The sequence below is a fragment of the Spiroplasma endosymbiont of Polydrusus formosus genome, assembly GCF_964263245.1.
Lineage (GTDB): Bacteria > Bacillota_I > Bacilli_A > Mycoplasmatales > Mycoplasmataceae > Spiroplasma.
In genome coordinates, this window is sequence record NZ_OZ181656.1 from 42,420 (window position 1) to 58,387 (window position 15,968).

General features: G+C 23.5%; 20 protein-coding genes. 4 read left to right on the forward strand and 16 right to left on the reverse strand.

The window, feature by feature from the left end:
* The first annotated feature begins 107 nt into the window (after nucleotides 1–107).
* The 3 genes from ACE38S_RS00210 (at nucleotide 108) to ACE38S_RS00220 (ending at nucleotide 1,309) form a co-directional block, all read left to right on the forward strand.
* Nucleotides 108–419, forward strand: coding sequence for a hypothetical protein (locus ACE38S_RS00210; protein WP_374695832.1), 312 nt, complete (start codon nucleotides 108–110; stop codon nucleotides 417–419).
* An 84-nt stretch (nucleotides 420–503) separates the two neighbouring features.
* Complete coding sequence (locus ACE38S_RS00215; RefSeq protein ID WP_374695833.1) at nucleotides 504–665, forward strand: hypothetical protein; 162 nt, start codon at nucleotides 504–506, stop codon at nucleotides 663–665.
* 506 nt (nucleotides 666–1,171) lie between these two features.
* Entirely contained in the window at nucleotides 1,172–1,309 is a 138-nt protein-coding gene (locus ACE38S_RS00220; RefSeq protein WP_374695834.1) for a hypothetical protein, read from the forward strand.
* Nucleotides 1,310–2,025: 716 nt separating this feature from the next.
* Here the strand turns inward: ACE38S_RS00220 and ACE38S_RS00225 are convergent.
* The 12 genes from ACE38S_RS00225 to ACE38S_RS00280 all read right to left on the reverse strand — a co-directional run bounded on the left by ACE38S_RS00225 (nucleotide 2,026) and on the right by ACE38S_RS00280 (nucleotide 9,870).
* The gene (locus tag ACE38S_RS00225; RefSeq protein ID WP_374695835.1) at nucleotides 2,026–2,412 is read right to left on the reverse strand and encodes a hypothetical protein; all 387 of its coding nucleotides are present in this window, start codon (nucleotides 2,410–2,412) and stop codon (nucleotides 2,026–2,028) included.
* A gap of 246 nt (nucleotides 2,413–2,658) precedes the next feature.
* Entirely contained in the window at nucleotides 2,659–2,811 is a 153-nt protein-coding gene (locus ACE38S_RS00230; RefSeq protein ID WP_374695836.1) for a hypothetical protein, read from the reverse strand.
* Between the two features lie 277 nt (nucleotides 2,812–3,088).
* The gene (locus tag ACE38S_RS00235) at nucleotides 3,089–3,304 is read right to left on the reverse strand and encodes a hypothetical protein (RefSeq protein WP_374695837.1); all 216 of its coding nucleotides are present in this window, start codon (nucleotides 3,302–3,304) and stop codon (nucleotides 3,089–3,091) included.
* A gap of 657 nt (nucleotides 3,305–3,961) precedes the next feature.
* On the reverse strand, nucleotides 3,962–4,099 hold the full coding sequence (locus ACE38S_RS00240) for a hypothetical protein (protein WP_374695838.1): 138 nt from the start codon (nucleotides 4,097–4,099) through the stop codon (nucleotides 3,962–3,964).
* Between the two features lie 215 nt (nucleotides 4,100–4,314).
* Entirely contained in the window at nucleotides 4,315–4,626 is a 312-nt protein-coding gene (locus ACE38S_RS00245) for a hypothetical protein (protein ID WP_374695839.1), read from the reverse strand.
* Between the two features lie 458 nt (nucleotides 4,627–5,084).
* Nucleotides 5,085–5,255, reverse strand: a complete 171-nt coding sequence (locus tag ACE38S_RS00250) for a hypothetical protein (protein WP_374695840.1) — start codon at nucleotides 5,253–5,255, stop codon at nucleotides 5,085–5,087.
* 142 nt (nucleotides 5,256–5,397) lie between these two features.
* Complete coding sequence (locus ACE38S_RS00255) at nucleotides 5,398–5,535, reverse strand: hypothetical protein (RefSeq protein ID WP_374695841.1); 138 nt, start codon at nucleotides 5,533–5,535, stop codon at nucleotides 5,398–5,400.
* A 42-nt stretch (nucleotides 5,536–5,577) separates the two neighbouring features.
* A complete protein-coding gene (locus ACE38S_RS00260) occupies nucleotides 5,578–5,919 on the reverse strand; it encodes a hypothetical protein (RefSeq protein ID WP_374695842.1) in 342 nt (113 codons plus the stop codon).
* Nucleotides 5,920–6,276: 357 nt separating this feature from the next.
* On the reverse strand, nucleotides 6,277–6,411 hold the full coding sequence (locus ACE38S_RS00265; RefSeq protein WP_374695843.1) for a hypothetical protein: 135 nt from the start codon (nucleotides 6,409–6,411) through the stop codon (nucleotides 6,277–6,279).
* A 1,027-nt stretch (nucleotides 6,412–7,438) separates the two neighbouring features.
* The gene (locus tag ACE38S_RS00270; RefSeq protein ID WP_374695844.1) at nucleotides 7,439–7,606 is read right to left on the reverse strand and encodes a hypothetical protein; all 168 of its coding nucleotides are present in this window, start codon (nucleotides 7,604–7,606) and stop codon (nucleotides 7,439–7,441) included.
* A gap of 298 nt (nucleotides 7,607–7,904) precedes the next feature.
* The gene (locus ACE38S_RS00275) at nucleotides 7,905–8,090 is read right to left on the reverse strand and encodes a hypothetical protein (RefSeq protein ID WP_374695845.1); all 186 of its coding nucleotides are present in this window, start codon (nucleotides 8,088–8,090) and stop codon (nucleotides 7,905–7,907) included.
* 1,570 nt (nucleotides 8,091–9,660) lie between these two features.
* Complete coding sequence (locus ACE38S_RS00280; protein ID WP_374695846.1) at nucleotides 9,661–9,870, reverse strand: hypothetical protein; 210 nt, start codon at nucleotides 9,868–9,870, stop codon at nucleotides 9,661–9,663.
* Between the two features lie 1,890 nt (nucleotides 9,871–11,760).
* Between ACE38S_RS00280 and ACE38S_RS00285 the strand changes: the two genes are divergently transcribed.
* Nucleotides 11,761–11,889 (forward strand): hypothetical protein, encoded by a 129-nt coding sequence (locus ACE38S_RS00285; protein ID WP_374695847.1) that lies wholly within the window; start codon nucleotides 11,761–11,763, stop codon nucleotides 11,887–11,889.
* 559 nt (nucleotides 11,890–12,448) lie between these two features.
* Here the strand turns inward: ACE38S_RS00285 and yihA are convergent.
* The 4 genes from yihA to ACE38S_RS00305 all read right to left on the reverse strand — a co-directional run bounded on the left by yihA (nucleotide 12,449) and on the right by ACE38S_RS00305 (nucleotide 14,967).
* The gene (gene yihA / locus ACE38S_RS00290) at nucleotides 12,449–13,048 is read right to left on the reverse strand and encodes a ribosome biogenesis GTP-binding protein YihA/YsxC (RefSeq protein ID WP_374695848.1); all 600 of its coding nucleotides are present in this window, start codon (nucleotides 13,046–13,048) and stop codon (nucleotides 12,449–12,451) included.
* Nucleotides 13,049–13,327: 279 nt separating this feature from the next.
* Nucleotides 13,328–13,630 carry a hypothetical protein gene (locus ACE38S_RS00295; protein ID WP_374695849.1) on the reverse strand — a complete coding sequence of 101 codons (303 nt, stop codon included), beginning with the start codon at nucleotides 13,628–13,630 and terminating at the stop codon, nucleotides 13,328–13,330.
* A gap of 164 nt (nucleotides 13,631–13,794) precedes the next feature.
* A complete protein-coding gene (locus ACE38S_RS00300) occupies nucleotides 13,795–14,496 on the reverse strand; it encodes a hypothetical protein (protein WP_374695850.1) in 702 nt (233 codons plus the stop codon).
* Between the two features lie 348 nt (nucleotides 14,497–14,844).
* Complete coding sequence (locus tag ACE38S_RS00305) at nucleotides 14,845–14,967, reverse strand: hypothetical protein (RefSeq protein ID WP_374695851.1); 123 nt, start codon at nucleotides 14,965–14,967, stop codon at nucleotides 14,845–14,847.
* Between the last annotated feature and the right edge of the window lie 1,001 nt (nucleotides 14,968–15,968).

Sequence of the window (15,968 nt, forward strand, 5' to 3'; positions counted from 1 at the left end):
ATAAATATAATTAATGATCAGGTTATTTCAATTAATAACGATAGTAATAATAATATTTATTTTAGTACTTAGAAAATGGTATTTATATTTTAAAACATGATAAAATTATGCCAACCAAAATAAGTTGTAATAACGGACTTGATTTTGTATTGTTAATTAAAATTGATGAAAATGATAATGTTTATTTTCATACAGCTAATAATGGTGATTGTATTTTAAAAAATAATGAAATTATTACCACAAAAATTAATAATAATATTTTTAATAATGAAAAAAATAATATTAATACTATTTATGCTATTATTTCAAGTGTAGTTGATAAAAATGGTAATATCTACTGTATTACAATTAGTGATTTTTGATTTTTAAAAAATAAATTATTAATAAATTCTAATATTAAAAAATTAAATTTAAAATAAATAAAAGATAATAATGATGAAACAATTTTAAATAATTTAAATTATTTAAATCGTGAAAATAATTATTTTTTAAATTTAAATAAAATGGAAATAATTAATCAAATACCAAGATCAGCAACGATTATAGCAACAAAAGGAAAATATCGTGGTCAAGTTACTGTTAATTATAAAATTAAAAATAAAGATGAAATTAATAATATTTATTTAAATGATTTATTAAAAAAGCAGTCTATTTTGATTTTATAAAGAAAAAATTTTATTCTATTGATAAAATTAAAAAAATTAAAGAAATTAATAGTAATAATTTAAGTTTTTGAAATGCCGAAGTTACGAGAGATTAAAATTTGCTAAATAGCATTGATTTGAAATATCCGTGTTTTAACAAAACATTTATTAATATTTCTTCAAAAGATACACAAAAACGCAAAGTACCTAAATGTGATTATAGTACGAAATCAAAACTTTAATTTCAAATTATAATAGGATTAACTAAAATAAATTAAGAAAATAAATTAAATAGTTGAAATATAAATCTTGATTATGAAATTAAATTAAGTGACTTTATAAATATAAATAATAAAAATTATTAAATTATAAATATTTTATCAGATAATTTTGATTTATAAAATACAAATAAGCAAAAACAAAAAATGATTTTACAATCATTTAATGAAGATGATTGCGAAGTATCAATTGACCATAAAACTAAATTATAAATTAAATATTCTGTTCGAGAAATTAATTTTGAAACTATGTTAAACTTAAAACAAAAAATTAACGGAAATATTATTTTTAAAATAATTGATGATAATAATGAAGAACAAATAATTACTTTATCAATTAAAGAAGCAATGAAAATATTAGAAAAATATAGTTTATTACCAGATTAAATTAATATTAATTAAGATAACAGTATTTCTTTTAATAGAAAAGTCAAAATGACTTTAACACAATAAGCAGAACCAAAATTAATTACAAAAATTTCTAACATAAAAATATTATTTCTATTTTTTTTATAAAAAGGAGATAAAAATATGAAAAAATATTAAGTCTTTTAGGAACAATTACTCTAATTGGAACAAGTACAATAAATTTAGTTGTTTGTGATATAACACAAAAACAACAATATTCACCCGAAGAATTAAAAGAATTAAAATAAAAAAATAAAATAAATACAAAAAATGGTATTTTAGAATGAATAGCACAACAATAAAAACACTTTAGTACAGCAGATAATAATTATATTCTTATTTAGTTGTATGTTGTGGTACAACTAATGATAATAATAATTATTATCTGCTTATTGAAATGGTTTATGGCTTGGATAAACTTGTTTTCAATAATTTATAGATAGGAACAGGACCATTAGTAAAATTAAAATATAATGAATTTAATCGTACTTCACAATCTGAAAAATAAAAATATCCTTCTTCTAATCTATTTGGTTTTGAAATTAATTCAAAATAATAAGGGAAAATAATTTAACATCATCGTTATAACCCTTATTAATTGCATATTTACTATATGTATAATTTGATAGCATATAGATAATTTGTTTAAATATTTTGACAGAATTATCATTTAAAGATGTAAAATTATCTAATTTTTAGTTTTCAAATAAACCATCAATGACATCTTCTGGTTTTTGTCCTTCGAATTTTTGACGTAGTTCAGCTGATTTATTAGTAGGATTACCATTTTGATCATATTTTGCTCCTTGAAATTTTCTATCATAATTATAACGATATGTTAAATAATTTAATAAAACTTTTTCTAAACCGTTTTTATTTATTAAATTTAAAATATCAAAACCTTGAATATAGTTTTTGGCAATACTTCATGGTAAAAAACTTTCGGTAAATCAATACTGAAATATTCGTACATTAGGATTAGTTTCAAGGGGCATGGATAATAAAGGAACTAAACTAGCATTTTCAACGATTGATGATGGATAAGAATAAACACCGTCAACAGTACCCCCAGCATTTAACATTACCAAATAACATTGCTTTAGGGTATTTAATTTCAATCCCAGTAAAGACTGTATCTTCGGGCAATGATTTTTGTAAAACTAAATGAATGCTATTTTGATTTTTTCATTTAAAGTCAGTTATTTTAACTAAATGAGTAGATTTAATAATATCAAGACCATCGGGTGAATAAGGACGTTTATATTCTTCGATGATATAGCATTCATTTTTATTGTTTTCGCAAATTGATTCATTAATAGATATGATTTTTAATCATAAGATTCTAGAAATTCTTTGTCTTCTTTTGAAATATTATTAATTAAAATATCTTTTTCATCAATCATCACATAACTTGTGCTATTATCTTGGATTGTGGTGTTTTTGTTGTATTTGTAATTTAAAATTAAAATCACTAATTTCATAACCAGTTATTTTAATATATTCATCTTTATTAATAAAACCGATTTTAACACTATTTTGAGAGTAGTTTAAGGTTTGTTTTTGCTTTGTCTTAACAAATAATTATTAATTTTATAAATATACAAGGTTCTCGCGCGATCTTCTGTAAACAACTGTTCTAATTCAGGGTTGCTATATTGTGATTGACTTGTAAATTCCAAAGGAATACTATCAATTTAATAGTCAACCGGTTCATCATTTTCTGTTAATTGTGCTAACATTTTTTCGACGGTTTTAGCATTATGCTTGTTCTTCTTGCTCTTTATTAGGAATATTGATAATAGTTTCATTGTTTTTTAGTTGTCTGTTTAAAGTACCATTTACTGGTAAGCGAACATCAATAATTAACTCATCAATATTTTTAATATTAAATGTTTTACTGTTTAAAATCGTATTATCATATTTAATTAACTTAATAATAAACTCAGTTAGTTTAATTTCTCTAATATATATCATTTGTTCATAAGGGGCGTTTGTTTTAATATTTACACCCGCGGCAACTTCCGCTTGGGTTTGTTGTGTCCCTTTGTAATAGATGGTACATGATGGCGATTTATTTTATAGTAATTAGTTAATAATCAATCATATATTTTAGTTAGTTGTTCACCTTTAAAATTACCCGCAATATAATCGACTGGTTGAAAATTACTATCGGGGTCTCCTTCAATTAATAACAAGTCATTTTCAATAAATTAAACCAACATTTTACTAATTTCTTGGTCAACCACCCCAGTAACGCCATTAGTGTTAATGGTAAATTTACCACTATTTAATAGTGGGTCTAACATAATTTTTTCGGCAATAATATCTAAAATACTAGCAAATTGTTTGCCATAACGAGCAGAAGGTTCAAAATTAGGATTGTTAGGAATAATTTCAATTGGAATAAAATTAAGTGGTAATATTTCTTCTCTTTGTAAAGTTGTATAATTATTTTATTTAGCATCATTAATATATAAATCAGTAATAGTACTACATTTTTATTTTTAATGTCCTAATAACTTTAACTTGTTTAGTTATAGCATCAATTTTAAATTTTTTCAGTAATAAAAATACTCTGATCATTTTAATATAAGGGTCATAATAAAAAGTACAAAACACTAAATTACCTAATTAATAATACTGATCATTGTAAAAATCAATCGTAATAAAATTAAGTTTTGAATTATTAGCAAAAATAAAATAGGCACCTTTACCATATTTATTGATTTTATATTCGTTATATCAATTCTTATTAGTAAAGTCCTGCATTTTTAAAAAGTTATTAATTAATTGATAGTTTATTTTTTTGGTTAGTAACAGGATTATAAATGCTAATTTCTAAATCACACGGATTTAAAAAATTAGCATTATCTTCACAAATTATTTTTTTAAAATCTTATTATGTTTTTGAAAAATATCATTTTTATGATTAGTAATCGTTGATGCTAAATTAAGCTAATAACTATCAATATCATAACTATTTTTTAATTTATTTTTTGCTGATAACAATCCCGTTTATGTCAGACCCCCTTATTTTGTATTTTTTTAATAATATCTTCAATGCTATCTTGTTTTTGTTCTTTTTTATGTGTTTTGATAAATCTAATTGTTTCAATAATTAAAACAATTACCCCAAAACCATTAAGCATTGCACCAATAATTACATATGTAGGTCAACCAACCCCTAATTTAGTTGGTCCTATAAAACAAATAATAATTCCTGTAATTAAAAACAACGATAAAACTCCAAAAATTTTCAAAAACATAATTACATCTTTAAATTCTACTTTTGGCATAAAAACATCTTCTTTCTAGCTTACTTTTTTCTTTCAATAAACAAATCCCAAAGGTTTAAATGTTGCTTGACCATTAACTTCAATATTAATCAATCCATCAGTATTAATAGATAATGTTAAACAAGCACTATTAGTACTTATTTGATCATATATAACACCTATTGTTTGTATAAAAAACCACGCCTTGTTTGCAAAAACATTCCTTGACTTTTTAAATTTCCTTTATTGTCTTTTCTTGAGGCTCAAATTATGTAAATATATTTTTTTATCAAAATTAGGAATATTATATTATTTTTGACCGGTTCTAAAATTACTAGTATTAACTTCTTCTCAATCTGGTATAACAATTATTTTTTTAATTCTTCTAAAAGTTCTTCTTTTAATTTTTCAAGCTTATCATCTTTAATTTTTTCGATAAAAACCTTATCTAGTAATGCGTCGACTTCTAACTGGTTATATTATGCTTCTAAATCAATCATTATTAAATCAATGCCTTCTTCTTGAAAAGTACGAAACATTTTCTTTAAAGTTGTTAAATTAGCAAGTGACTTTGCATAAGTAGGTAATAAACCTTGTCATGTTGCCATCGGGTCATTTTGTGAAGAATGATTAATATCACCAACACTCATATTTGCTGAATTAAATAATTCAATTGGAATCCGGTTAAATGTTCAATGTTAAACCGTAATAAATACCATATTAATACAAATTTTTTAATAACGGGTCTTTAAATGTTTCAAATTTTAATTTTAAAAATGGATAGTTTAAATATTAATTAATTATATTTTGGGCTCTTAATGCAAAAGTTTTAAATCATAATTCGACATCACCTTTAAAGAATTTATTATAACGAACGGGAACTTGGATAATTTTTCCTGTTATTGGATTAAAATTATTATAATTTTCCAAAGTAACATTTGCTCATAATTCATTTAATATTTAATTATCTCCTTATCACTGCTTTCTTTTTGTTTTGATTTTATTTAAGATAAACTTTTTACTACTTGACATTGTTTTTGTTTTAATTATTTTGCTTAAATCTTGATTTGTTCTGAATTGCTTGTATATTTTAAATGGTATTCCATTACCTAATAAACTAATAAATGCGCTATCTTCTGGTGTTTGTACAAGTTTATATTTATTAAAGTTATTTTGCAATTGTTCTTGCAATTTTAATATATTAGCAATTGTTCGATATATTTTATAACTATATTTTATTACTTGTTGATAAGCGATTGAGGCAAAAGAAACTAAGTTTAACAAACTTTTTTTTAATTCCAACCAATAAATCACTAACTATGCAATATAATATACAAATGGTTCTTTTGTTAAAATAAACTGTTCTGCTTTGATTAACGTTGTCATAACATCAATTGAATCATATTTTATGATTTTTATAATATATTGTTAAAACAACTTCACCCGCAAATGATAAAGGAGTAATTTTTACTGCTAAAAAACATCAGAACCATAAGCAAAAGGTAATAATTAGCTCTTTTTAATAGCTTTAGTTTCAAATTTAGATAATATTTTTTTAGTTTGTTCGGTAATTTTACTAAGTACTTTTTTTTAATCGTAATTATTTGTTTTTCAATTGGGGCTAATAATTTTTAGTTACTTTTTGAAGATAAAAATTTGGGTTTAAATGATTTAAATTTTATTTAATTTAATTGGTGTTTGATGCAATATATTTAATAATTTATTATGATATATTTTGCTACCATGTATTAAATTAGCATTTAATAATAGGTTTTTACCAACACCTTTTTGATGAAGATTAGCCATAATGTTATATCATTCATTAGTACTAATTTTGCTTATTTTATCAATATTTAACTCGTATTCAGATAGTCATTTATTGGCGTTTTTTTCATTTATGCGGGGTATTTTTTGAACTAACGTCGGACTTATTTTTTGAATGTTTTTTTCAATTTTTAATAAATTATTAATTGTGTTTATTTTATAACCGTTAAAACCTTTATAAAAATCATTGCGGGCTAATTTTCCAATTGTATATAATAAAGTTTCATTATTAGCCCGCTTTGTAAAATCAAATATTAATTTATCCGATAAAACCTTTTGCCCCGCAACTTGTCTGACAACATCTTCTAAGTTATTAGTAGTTATGACCCCTAATTTTCCAGTAATTTAGTTTCTTTGGCTAATTTTAAAATTATAGTTGTTCGAGCCGCGCGCGTTAATTTACCAACCCCACACCAATTGCAGGCAACCAAATTTAAAGCGGTGCTTTTCGGGGTAACTTCTGAGGTTTAAACTATCCCACACACACAAACAATATATATATTGTGTTTGATTTACCGCGAAATTAGTTGTTATTTCTACTCCAAATGAGATAAAGGATGCGGCAAAATTAGATAATTTTGTTTCTAATCCAACATCCGAAGCAATCTCACCAGTTAAAAACGATAAACCAAGGGTTAAAACTTGTATTCCTAAAAATTCTAATAATTGTAAACCAAAACTTTTTATTGTTGTTTAGTAGATAATCTCGTTGGTATTTTTAAACAGCATAAATCATAGATGTTTTGCTTGCTCCAATTGGCATTTTTAGTACTAAAAAGTACTATTTTTTAGTACTATTAAGAATTTTAAATTACTACTTCAATTGACTTTGTTTGACCAGTAGCGTTGTTTTTACCTTCGATTTGAACTTCAACAATTTTATCATTTGTAATATTAATTGATCATTCTTCACCTTTACTTTCAAAAAAGTAATCAAAATCACCTTTAGTTAAAGAACTATTTACCGCTTTAACTGTTTTTTAAAAACATCTTTAAATTGTGGTTTTAATTATTCTGGTGTTGTACTTGTTGAGTTTGTAACATGAATTGTTAGTTTATCTAATTTATTAATTTTACTAATATCAATTTTTGCATATGTATGTTTAATAATTCCTTTATGTTCAACTACTGCTCCCCCTAAATATAAAACTCTTTCCATAATTAATGTATTACCCATGCCAGTTCCTAATGCCGCCGCACAACTCTTAACGGAGTATGGCCTTTTTTGTGTAAAATAAGAGGGTCATATTTTTTACTAAATTTAAAGGCAATTATATTAACACCATTTGATAATAATTCAATTGTTCTTTCTGAACCATCTTTATTAATAATTGGTAATTTTTATGAACAATATAATATGTTGTTCTTTCAATAGTTTTCATTGCCCCCGCTTGTTGCAATTACACTGTTTATTTGGTCATTTACTCCAAATTGTAGTTGTAATTTATCACGCGAATGCCACGAATAAAATCGGCCTAACCTAAAACAACCGTTTCTGATGGGGTACAGACGTTTTCATATACTTTATCCATAATTTCATCATGAATTTGTAAAGCGTTTGTATCATCTGCTTTTTGTCCTTGAATAGTTGTAACTGTTTCTTTGTTTTTGTTAATAATTTCTAAAATTTTATTGCGTTTATAAGCAACTTCGGTATCCATTGCTTGTTTTTTTTCAATATCAGCCGCTCAAAGATTGGGTTAAAATCACTTTCTATTGGGTTTAATTTACGAGCAAAAGTTAAAATAGTATCTAATTCAACAGTTCTATCTTCAAATTCAACTGTTGAGTATTTTAATAAATTATCATCGGTATTAAATATTTGTCCATTTTTTCCTAGACCTTCATTATATTGAATATTTTTCTTTTTCTTGTATGTTAAACCAAATTTATTGGCTTCTTTTCACGCAAATAATGCTTCTCAACTAAATTTTTGTTGATAAGTTTGTAAATATCATTGGTCAAATGCTTAACACTCTTTTTGTGTTGCTTTGTTAGCAATATCACCAAATATTCTTTGTGGATTTTGTGCCATATTTTTATTCCTTCCTTCTATTTATTAAATACATTGTCTGTATCGATAATATTGTTTTCTTTGTTTTCTACTTTTGGTACATCACCAGTATTAACTAACGGTTTGTACTTTAATTAATTTATCATAAACACTTTGCAATTGTGTTTTGATTACTTCAATATCATCATTAATATCATAAGATTTTAATAAGACATTTTTAAATTCCTCATTATCAGTTAAAGAATTATTAAAATTATTAATTTCAATTTGTTTTAATTGCAGCGTTTGTTGTTCTAATTGTGAAATTAATTCAGTATTTTTTGTTTGTATTTAGTTGATTTATTGATTGTTATTTTCTAAATTACTTACATTAAATTCTTCAATTTCAGCAGTATTTTCTAAAATAATTTCAGCAGTTTTAATATCCAAACTATTATCTTCATTTTTAAGAGGTTCATTATTTTCATTTATAAGAACATATTTTACATATTTTTAATACCATTATTTTTCCTCCTATTTTTTAATATTTGTATTTGTTCTTTCTCTAATCACCTTTTTTATAATTTCAAAACTATCGACTCGAAAAGATAAAAAATATCGTTTAGTTTTTAAATTTAACTGATTAAATATTGAGCCTTTAATTTTTACCTCATCATCTTTTTTTAATTTTAAAAAATCAAATACAACTGGTGGATTATATATTGATAATGTTGAATAATTTAATCCATTTTACTGACATTTTGCTTAACAATCATCAACTTCAACACCACCAGCAACCAGGGCTTTAATTTTGGTTTTAATTGGATTTTCATGTAATCTAACAGTTAGTTATAATTTATTAATTCTTTTATTTTTTGTTTTAGGTTTATTAATTATTGATTTTTTTGGTAAATTACTTTTGTTTGTACCATTTTTCAACTTCCTTTGCTAAAAAATATTGTAAATATTTTTTAGCATCTTATTCGTGTTCTGTCATTTTAACACTTCCTTTATAGCTATAATTTTTCTTAACAACTGGTGATTGTAAAATATATTTTAAATTAAATCGATATTTGTATAAAACTTTAAACCACCAATTAATTTAAGGAGTAGATAATGGTTTTTTATTTTTAATCCCCTATGAGGTTTACAACCTTAATTATTACAAGAACTTTATTTAAATAAAAACAGGTTTGCTTTTTAAATTCGTTTAATATTAAATAGATATTATTTATTGCTTATTCTTCATCTTTATAATTAAAAGTAATGTTATTAATTATTTTATTTTGCAAAACATTATAAATAACAATACCAGTTTGTCCAATTCCAGCATGGTCAATTGTAATAATATATTTTAATTTGGTGTATTTGATTTTTTTATCAATTTGTAACATTATTAAACAATCCGAAGTCAAATCTAAAATATCATTAATTTTATAATTTTGCATATATGAATTAATAAAATATCATTTATCTTCAAATAAATTTAAATATATTTTTGCTAATTATAAACATTGCAAATTATAATGCTTTTTATGATGAGAAATACAACAACCAACATCTTTGCAAATAACTCAATTAAATGATGTTGTTATTTTATTTTAATTTTTATTGATATATTTATTTTTATATTATTGCATAATATTTTATTCTCATTTATTTTTTAAATAAACAGAAAATTCCTTTGTTGTTTAATATTTTGATATTTAGTAAATAATGTATTTTATTTTAGTATTTATTCACTTCGCTGTCCTCTTCACTCTGGTGGTGAGCGGGCGGGCTGTGGTGTATGTATATATGTTGTGGGTGTGGGTGTGGGGGTTATTTAGACAGAGTTTACTCCCCATACGGGGGGAATAAACAAAAAATAGTTTATATTACCTAGTTATTAATTACGCTTCATCCATTCCTACACAACTTTATATAAATAAAATAACCTTTTGGAGTTACAACCATCTTGTTTTTTTAGTGTCCGATGTTGTTTTTTGATTTAACAGCACTCTTTTAATGAAAACAAGATAAAAAAACCCCGCGCTATGACATTTCGCAAGGGATTAATCTTGCTGAGAATTAAAGAAATAAATAGGAGTAAATCCATCTCTTTCACACTTTCTTTAATTCTTCGTGCCATAGATGAGTTATCAATATTTAAGCATTAAAATATTAATTTTGATAGTTGCATTATTGATCGAACAATACCTTTATTTGAAAGGATTTATAAAAAATATCATTTATTTTGCGTAGGTAAAACAGTAAAAAATCTGTTTTTATGATAAAAGTTTTTAATTTAAAGATACTATATTATTAATAATGCAAATAAATTTATGTTTTTTAAAAAGTTTAATTTTTTATAAATTTTGTTATCATTTATTTATAAGTTAATCATAATTTTTTCTAATTACTTAATTTTATTAAAAACCCCAAAATAATGTATAATCTAGTTTTCTTGACTTTTTTTAACATAGCTCCCATGTTAAAATGACGTGATACTGTCCCAATTACAACATTACACTCTGCGATAATTGTTTTGATCGAAACTTTTTTATCATTCATTAAAACTTCTTTTCAAAAATCAATTTTGTTTAATTACGGGACTAAATAGTAGAAATAACACACAATAAAGAATTACTGTCGTGATGATAAAATAAAAAGACTGAGTAAAATAAAAATGCACCCCAAAAAGTAAGTAAAATAAAAAGATTTTGCTAAATTTTTATATGGGGGCATTTTATATGGCAAGAAAATAACAAAAATATAACAAATATACATCATAATTTATAACAAAAATCATTGAGGAAATTAAACAAAAAAGTTGTTGAATAGCAGCAAAACAATGTAATATAAATGAAAATACAGCAAGATCTTAATGAGTAAATCATAAAAAAGGAAATTAGATATTCCTAAATGATCTAAAATATCTTTTACCAAAATAGTTTTATAATATTATAAAACAAGGTATGAGTTACTAAAAAAGCTCCACGACTTTTACAATTAAACAAATTAATAATCGTCTCTTTTATTAAACAAAATTGTCGTGAATATTCAATAAAATTATTACTAGAAATAACGGAGTTAAAACGTAGTTATTGAGATAAATATAAAAATTATGACAGTAGCAAAAAGATAAAAAATAAATGATATTGTAAAAGTCTATGAAAAAATTTAAAACAATTTGGATACCGAAGAATTACTAAATATTTAAAGAAAGATTATAATATAAAATATAATTCAAAAAAATTTTTTAAGGATTATGTGTAATAATCAAACACAACCTGAATATGTAAGAAAAATGAGAAGAAAAATGAAGTATAAACATAATAAATAAATAAAAAATTTTATTGCAATATCTTGATTTAATTAATCGTAAATTAAATGATATAAAAACAAGGTTTTTAATGCTATATACTGATGTAACATATTTAATTTGAAAAAGAGAAAGATATTATCAATCAACAATTATTGATTAATATACTAAAGAAATAGTTGATGTAAAGTGATCTAAATATAATGGCAATAAATTAGTAATGGATAATTTAAATTATGCAATTAAAAAATAAAATTAATAAAAAAAAGATCTGAATGGCATAATAATTCACCTCAGATCACGGATATCAATATAAATTCGCTATTTATCACAAATAAATGTTTATCTAACGGTATTATAATTTCAATAAGGAAAAATTACCACTATGCAGATAATATTGTTATAGAAAGTTTTTATTCATTACTTAAAAAAGCTACAATAAATAAGAAAATATATAATTCACATTAAGAATATATACAAGATGTTATTAAATGAAATAATTTATATTCAAACCGTAAAGAAAAAGATATACTAAAAAATAGTAAATACTTTTTGTTAGTACTTATTAAAACGAGCACACTTTTAAATTCTCATTTTTTAATATATAAAAATTGAAATAAAAGACCGGTGGCAACTCCAATATTAGAAAAATTGTATGATAAAATAACGAAATTTTTTTAAATATCTTCTGTCAAAAGCCTTTTTCTTTTGTTAATGAAAAATTATTCATTAAAATTTAATAATTTTGCAAATAATGTTCAACATTCATCGCGGGCAATTTTATTACGACTTGATGTTTTAATAAAATAATCACCATCAGCAAAATTAAATTTTGCTTTAATAATTTTTTCTTGTTTTTGAATATCATTCTTTTTTACCTTATCAAGTTTTGTTCCAATTAAAACTATTAAAGTATTAAAATGTTTTAAATATTGATACATTTCATAATCATCTTGTGTTGGTGGGTGTCGCAAGTCGACTAATAGACAAACAAATTTTAAATTATTGCGTTGTGTTAAATATTCCTCCATCATTTTGGCAAAACCAGCATTATGTTGATCGTTCAATCTTGAAAAACCATAGCCAGGAGCATCAACAATGTAAAATTGATTATTATTAATTGCAAAAAAATTTAACATTCTTGTCTTTCCGGGCGTTTGCGAAACTTTTGCTAATTGATGGTGATTTGTTAACATATTTAAAAAACTTGATTTACCAACATTACTTTTTCCTAAAAAAGCAATTTCCAATAAATCGCCATTAACTCAACCCGCCTTATTAACCGCTGAGGTAATATAATTTGCATTCTTAAACTTAAACATTATTTCTCTCTCCCATCTGGCGATTAATTTCATACATTAAAATTGTTCCTGCTTCTGCATCATTTAATGATTCAAGCTGAGGATTAATTTTAATTTGGACATTTTATATAATCACTAATCGCTTGCAAAGTAGTTGGAAAAGACCACACCCTTCATTTCCTAAGGCTAATATGTGGCGTTCATTTGTATTAAACCGACAATCTTGCAACAAAATTATTTCTTGTTTTAACCCCGTTGTAATTATTTTATACTGTTCTAATTGTAATGTTTTAATTTCATTTAAATTGATTTCTTAAATAGCCGTTTTAAAATAACGGCCTTGATTAGCTCATAAGACTTTGTCACTAAAAAGGTCAATATAGTGATTATATAAAATAATATTAGTAAAATCAAAACAAAAACAGTTCGCATTAATGTCCCTAAATTACCAGGATCTTTAATGTTTTCTAACAAAATAATATTTTGGTTGTTTTTACTTTTACTTAATTTCGCTAAAATTTTCTCAGAAAATATTTTTAATAAAACACTATTCAGATTTTTTAAATTTAGGTGATTTGTTTTTGTTTTTAAAATTTCAGCCAAAATATCACGCTGTAATACTTCATAAATAATATTTTAATCTTCAATTAAGGCTAAATTAAACTATTTCAGATATTTTTTTCTTTTTAATTTCTCTAATAATTTAATATGTTAATTTTTGGTCTAATTAATTTCGCGACAATACGTAGTGTCGTGTTATTTCTCTTTTAATTAACATACATAAAACCAACTAAATATTTTTTAGTTTTGGGATCATCCCATTTTTGTTTTGTTCCCATTGTTTCCCGCATTACTACAGCCATTGCCCGAGGGCGTTTTGGTGGGTCTTGCATTTTCCCTAATAAAACTGCTAAACCGGTTTTGTTAATAGCTTCTTTATTATAATCTTCAGCATCCTTAACACTAATTTGTTTCGCCATAATTTTAACCTTATTTTTTTCATATCATCGTTGAAACTTTTGATATTTTTCAAAAGGTCATTCTTTTTCTTCTCAAGTTAAAAAGATCCGTTCTTTTTTTTCATCTCAACTATCTAAATAATCGCGGAAATTGGTTTGGGCGGTTGGTCCCTGTTTCATCATTTTAAAAGTTTGGTCGATTGTTTCTTCTAATGTATAATTTCCATAACCAATAAAAACATTCCCAATTCAATGATGTTTATAAATTATTTTTAATGGATTAAGAGGCTCAGTAAAAGTAACTGCATATGATCAATACTTATCATCCGCTTTGCTACGAAAAATTTCATAACCAAATTTGTGGTGTTTAATTACAACCGAATCTTTTTTAACTTTACAAACCAAATGCTTAAAAGCTGTTACAATAACATTAATTTCTAACTCCGTTAAGGGTTCTTTTAATCTTGGTTGCTTTAATTTTAAAATTTGCTCTGTATAATATGACTGCATAAAATGAAACCCCTTTTATAATTAAAATCAATTACTATATATAATTTTATCTTGGATAATTTAGTAAGTAAAGGAATAATTCAAAAATTAATTAAGTAATAAAGAACTTATTTACTTTTAAATAACGAAAATTAGTTCGATTTTTCTTAATCATAATATTTACTTTACTTGAGCATTTAAATAATGTTTTAAACATTTTAATTAACAAACATTAACATTATCAATGCGCATAATTTTTTAAGGTTATCACATCGATAACAAACAAATGCTTTTGATTCATCTAAATGATGACTATAAGGTTGTCTCACCCTTATGAACTCAACATCCAGTAATTGTTTCGCCTAATAATTAAAAATTATGCCCATGATTATTAACAACGCTAGAAAAAGTAACTCCTTTTTCAATATCATGACCACATGTTGTTTTAATTAAAACATCTAAAATTTCATATGATGAATTAATAAAAAGCAAATTTTATGATTGATTTTCACAATTATAATTATCACAATTAATATATGGAATATTAGATAATGTCTGAATTTTTATAACTAATTCAGCAATTTTATCTAGTCATCTATTATTATATAACACTTTTGTACTCACCACTTACTTCATTACTTAATTGTTTTATTCAAATATTTTCACAAACACTCTCGTGAACAATAATAATTATTGTTCAGAATAAATGTTCATCATCTTGATAAAGTAATTTTTTACAATAAACACAAGCAACATTATTTTGCAAAACTTTAATATATTAATTGGTAATACCATTAATTTCATTACATTAATTACATAATTAAACAATAAAATGATCAATTTTTTCCATTTCAACATTAATTTTATCAAAATTAAAACCAAAGAAAAGATCATAAATATTTAAATCATCAACATCTTTCTCTGCTTGACAATTGTTGTAATAAAATATTTTTATTTTTCCAATTTTAATTATTTCTAATAAATATTTAAATAACTCATCTTTAAATTTTATTCAATAATTATAATGCTGTTTAACAAGTTTTTTATTATTTTCTTATATTTTTTTACGTTAATTGCTATATCTTTCACAAAACTGAGTATGATAATTATATCATAAATTAAAACAAAGAAAATTTTCAATTTATTGAATAATATTATTATAAGCATTGTATAAATATAATTATAACATCTTTGAAAGGAGGATATGTTATGAACAAAAGAATGCTAAAGACTACACCCCAAAAAAGTAAGTAAAATAAAAAAAAGATTTTACTAAATTTTTATAGGGGTGTAGTCTTATAAAGTTACTTTTATTCTTTTCAATTTGTAATTTTACCTGTATTTTTATTCATTTTTGGCGTTTCAGGTTCATTTACTCCATTTTAACAATAAATATGATTTAAAAAGCTATCCATATCCCATTAACAATATGATAAGGAACCCCACTATTATCTCAAATTGATTTATTTGAAAAATTAAATTTTATAATAGAA